The following is a 3940-nucleotide window of genomic DNA, read 5'->3' as shown; positions in this document are numbered from 1 at the left end:
GGCCGGTGACATGCAGTTGTCGGGGTCACCGAGTCGGCCGACGAATCGGGATAAGGACAGCAAGCGTCGGTCTGCCGGTGAGTCAGACCAACCCGGCGACCCACCCCACCATCCTCACTGTCTGCCGCCGACCCACACACCGTGGAGCGGGCCAGGGCCAGGGCGACAAGGTCGTACGTCCAGTTGGGCGCTCCACCTTGTCACCCTGGCCCTGGCCCGCTCCACGGAGTGTGGGTCGGCGGCAGACGGGATGGCACAGTCAGGGGCGAATGTCAGGACGGCGATCGGTCCCGCACAGTCCGCTCTTCCAAAATTACCGGCGGTTGCTCATCATAGGACAATGCCTGCGCCGGAAGCTCAACTTGGGGCGAGTTAGCAACATTTTCGACGAGGCCCTCTCCTTCATTGCTGCAATTACCTGGAAAGGCCTTTCGGACTTCCTCTAGCAGGGGCCAGTCAAGATACTCCTGTTCAGACAATGTGCCATTGTCGACAAGCTTCTTCGCCAGCTCGTGAGCTTGCTCCACCTCATCAAGAAGCGCCAGCTTAGCCAGATCGAAGGTCGGATACATTGCCGAGGTGTCCCACGCTGCCACCTCCGAGCTGACCCTCTTGTCGCCAGTTTCCTTACGCGCTATCCATTGATTCACTTGCAGGAGTAGCTTCCTGTCCGCCTTCCCCATTCCATCTGTAAGAAGGTGCGACAACTCAATCACAAGGTGGAACTTTCTTTGACGCAGGAAGCCGTAAATAAGGTTCACGGCATACCCTTCAAATTCTTCTAGCGCTGCATCAGGCTTGCGTGTCAGTTTTCGCGCGAGAACGACGGCTAGAGCGATTCCGAAGGATCTCAGCCGGTCGACGGCTTGAAGGAGGTACTCCTCGTCAATTCCAAGGTATTGGCCAGCAGTCAGACCTTCTTTTGCGGCATCCTTAGTCTTTGCGAGATAGAGATCAGAGACCTCGCCATCGTTATGTACGTGTATATGGCGACGCTGGAATATCTCTCGGATCTGGTTGGGCGACTCTGTCACCTGGGGAAAGTCGACTTTGACCTTCGTCTGAAACCATTTCATCCACTCTTCGATGCCCCCCTGGCGGATGATTCCCTCGACTTGGCGCTCAATGTGATGGTTTCGTAGCGACTGAATCGAGTCAAACTGATTTATGTCGGCGAACTGAAACTTTATCTCCGTGCCGAATAGCGCCTCGGGCTTAGTTCTTAGAAATGCACGCATGGTTTGGCCGAGGTAGACCTCGCAAGCGCTGACCGTTGAGACCATCAACGATGAATAGAATAGCTCACTTGGCTGTCTAACGATCGCCTCAGGGTTGACGGATAGCATCAAATCAAGGGCGAGAACGCCATCAGTGCTGGTCTCGGATAGCCTTTCATATCCACTGTCCCAAATTGCGGTCATCTTCTCCGCGTGCAGTTTCTGAATATCTGACTTATTCTGGCCCTCTGAATGCAGGCGACCGAGCTCATCGAAATGGTCTCGGTAGGCTATTAGAAGATCGACTAGGATGTCTCGTATTTGGAGGCGTTGGTCCGCGGAGATGGAGACTCCACGCTCGGCGGCTAGAGCATCAACGATATGCGTCAGAGCATCTAGGGAGGGTAGGTGGGGTTTACTCAGATCGACAATTTGCTCTACGCCGTTCAAGACTGTGAGGTATCTCCGAAGGGCGGTGCGAAGCTGAATGCTTGGAGGCGTCGGCGTATCATTGCCTACTTTTTTGCTCGGCGCATCTTCGGCTGCTGGAGCCGCCGCGTCATCATCATTCATGCACGTAAGGTATACCAATGGTTAAGGTCTGCTCCGTCGACCCGCTGACACCTTGCCCAGAAGAACAACGTGCAGTTGTCGGGTTTGATGCACTTGCCCGGATTGCATCTCGCCTACTTCGTGTTACGGATTTGGCCTAGCTCAGCTGGCACGGGACGGCAACTGAGAGCAGCGGACGATCCGGCGCAACAGCGTTCGGGACGCAGTGACCCCCCGCAGGATCCTGACCCGTGTCTCGTCGGGTATCCGACGCTTGCCTAGCCTCGCGAGGCGGCGGGGCTACGCTGCCCAGCGTGACTGCGCCGGAAAAGCCAAACCTTCTCGTGTTCCCTCTGGGGCACAAGAGTCTGCGTTGACTACGCAAACCCTAACCCTCAAGGCAGGCAGCCTTGGCCACTCCTGGCACGCTGCACACATACTCTTGTCTATCCTTACCCTTGGCTGCTGGCTGCCTGTCTATGGCATCCATGCCCTTGTCTCGATTGCTACTCGGGCCACCGTCCAAGTTGAGGTGCCTGAAGGGCACCGAGTGGAGTACCGCAACGGTTGGCCCAACGTTCTTGGGCCAGATGAGCATCTGGAACCGCGTACAGCGAGAGAGAAACTCCTGGTTGTGGCAGGCTATGTGGCGCCGGTGCTAATTCTTGGGGCAGTCGTCTTCGGGGTGGTGATCCGCCAAGGCTGACCGCTAGCGCGCGTCAGAGCATCCGAATCGGCCTGTATGTCAGCAGGAAGTCAGCAAGACGTTTGGTGTCCGCCATTACTCAACGACGTTTGACGGTGGTCGGGGAGCATGCGATGGCATCAGCCGACGTCCGTTGAAGTGCGACGACCAGCGAGATTGACGTTCACACCGAAGAGGTCACTGGTTCGATCCCAGTATCGCCCACGCAGGTCAAAGGCCACCTTCCATTGATGAAGGTGGCCTTTCTGCTCCCCGTACAGCAGCGGAGTACAGCAACGGTCAGCTGTTGAGCGAATCACCAAGCCGCTTGAGCGCTTCGCGGGTCGATTTCGAGGAGACCTGCGTGTATATCTCCATCGTCACTGAGAAGCGAGCGTGCCTGAGAACTTGCATGGCCACGCGAGGATGCACGTCCAAGTCTGCGAGCAGTGAGGCGCACGTCCGGCGGGCGTCGTGCACGGTGATCGGACGAAGCCCCGCGTTGGTGCACCGGGCCTGCCAGGATCGCTGAAAGTTGCGCGGCTCGATTGGGGTGCCGTAGCGGGTGGTGAACACCATGTCGGACTCATGCCATAGCTTGCCGGCCAGTGACCGCGCCTCGACGCGCTGTGCCTTCCGTAGCCGCAGGGCAGCGACGCAGATGTCAGGCAGTGGCAGGACGGCATCCGACGCCTGAGTCTTGGTGTCGCGGTGCAGGAGCTGCCCGCGCACTCGCTGAAGCTGTCGTCCGACGGTGAGCTCTCCGGCGTCCAGGTCGATGTCATCCCACGTGAGCCCGAGCGACTCGCCCTTACGCAGTCCGACGACGAGGACCAGGGCGTAGGCGGCGTAGAGCGGATCTGCGTCTCGGCGGGCCGACTCCAGGAACTTCCGTGCCTCGTCACTGGTCCAGGACTTGCCCCGTCGACGGCGGACCGTCGCGAGGGTCACCGCGGATGCGGGGTTCTTGGTGATGAGGTCTTCGGCCTGGGCGTGCGATAGGGCGGCCCGCAGCGTCGCGCGGATGTCGCTGACGGTGCGGGTCGACGGCGTTGCACCGCAGCAGCGACCAACGGAGCAGCAGCGGCGCTTGTCCTTCGCGCGGGCGGCGTCTTTGCCCTGGGCGCAACACTGGCAGGTCCGAGCCACCTGGTTAATCCACGTCTGCACATCACGGGAGTGCAGCCGGTCAAGGCGCTCCGCGCGGCGCGGGCCGGGGCGCGGCAACCGGCTCCTGACGGAGCCGCCGCCCCGGCCGCCTACGGCGCCGGGGCGGAAAGTCAGCCGGCCCGCAAACCACGCCCCGCCCCGCGCGTCACCCCTGTGTCCGGGAAGGGACCCGGTGACGAGTCCCGGGACTGACCGGGACCACGCGGCAGCCTCTACCTTCCGTCTCTTCCAGCCTCGTGACATCCACCGCGGATCGGTCGACGGTCGGTCGGTCGAGTTGCCGAACGGGATCCGGCAGGCCGCTCACTGGCCCGAG

At 60.4% G+C, this 3940-nt stretch carries 1 protein-coding gene and 1 pseudogene; both read right to left on the bottom strand.

Annotated elements, in window-relative coordinates; translation table 11 throughout:
• Nucleotides 1-272: 272 nt before the first annotated feature.
• Entirely contained in the window at nucleotides 273-1790 is a 1518-nt protein-coding gene (locus F6X68_RS31390) for a hypothetical protein (RefSeq protein WP_151457637.1), read from the bottom strand.
• Nucleotides 1791-2754: 964 nt separating this feature from the next.
• Nucleotides 2755-3657, bottom strand: a pseudogene (locus tag F6X68_RS31385) (tyrosine-type recombinase/integrase); the annotation flags it as partial.
• Nucleotides 3658-3940 lie beyond the last annotated feature (283 nt).

Source organism: Micromonospora sp. AMSO12t, from assembly GCF_008806585.1.
Lineage (GTDB): Bacteria > Actinomycetota > Actinomycetes > Mycobacteriales > Micromonosporaceae > Micromonospora > Micromonospora reichwaldensis.
Note: the sequence above shows the minus strand (reverse complement) of the source record. Positions and strands in the feature narration are given on the sequence as shown.

Excerpts from the sequence above, each read along its gene's own strand:
- F6X68_RS31390 (WP_151457637.1), bottom strand. The coding sequence starts at position 1,790 with ATGAATGATGATGACGCGGCGGCTCCAGCAGCCGAAGATGCGCCGAGC.